This is a genomic window from Acinetobacter sp. TUM15071, from assembly GCF_008980925.1.
In the GTDB taxonomy this organism is placed as follows: domain Bacteria; phylum Pseudomonadota; class Gammaproteobacteria; order Pseudomonadales; family Moraxellaceae; genus Acinetobacter; species Acinetobacter dispersus.
In genome coordinates, this window is the sequence record NZ_BKGB01000089.1 from 1 (window position 1) to 254 (window position 254).

Below are 254 nucleotides of genomic sequence, written 5' to 3' on the forward strand. Positions count from 1 at the left end.
ATCAACGTCACCGTGAATGTAACCGGTGTCGGACCTGTGAGCACTGACCACAGTTATACCGTGGATATTACGCCACCGAACCCAGCGGGTGCGGTGTTAACGATTGCGGCTGTGACAGCTGACAACGGATTGAATGCGGCAGAGTCAGGTGGCAATGTAACCATCACAGGTACCTTGACTGGTGTTCCTGCTGATGCAGCGACCAGTGCTGTGACCTTGTTGATCAATGGCGTGACCTATACAGCGACCGTTGA

Annotated in this window: 1 protein-coding gene; it reads left to right on the forward strand. The window is 53.5% G+C overall.

Translation table 11 applies throughout. The features are described from left to right. Positions 1 to 254 (forward strand): hypothetical protein (locus tag GBI66_RS19565; protein ID WP_171494359.1); only part of this gene is annotated, 254 nt, incomplete at both ends.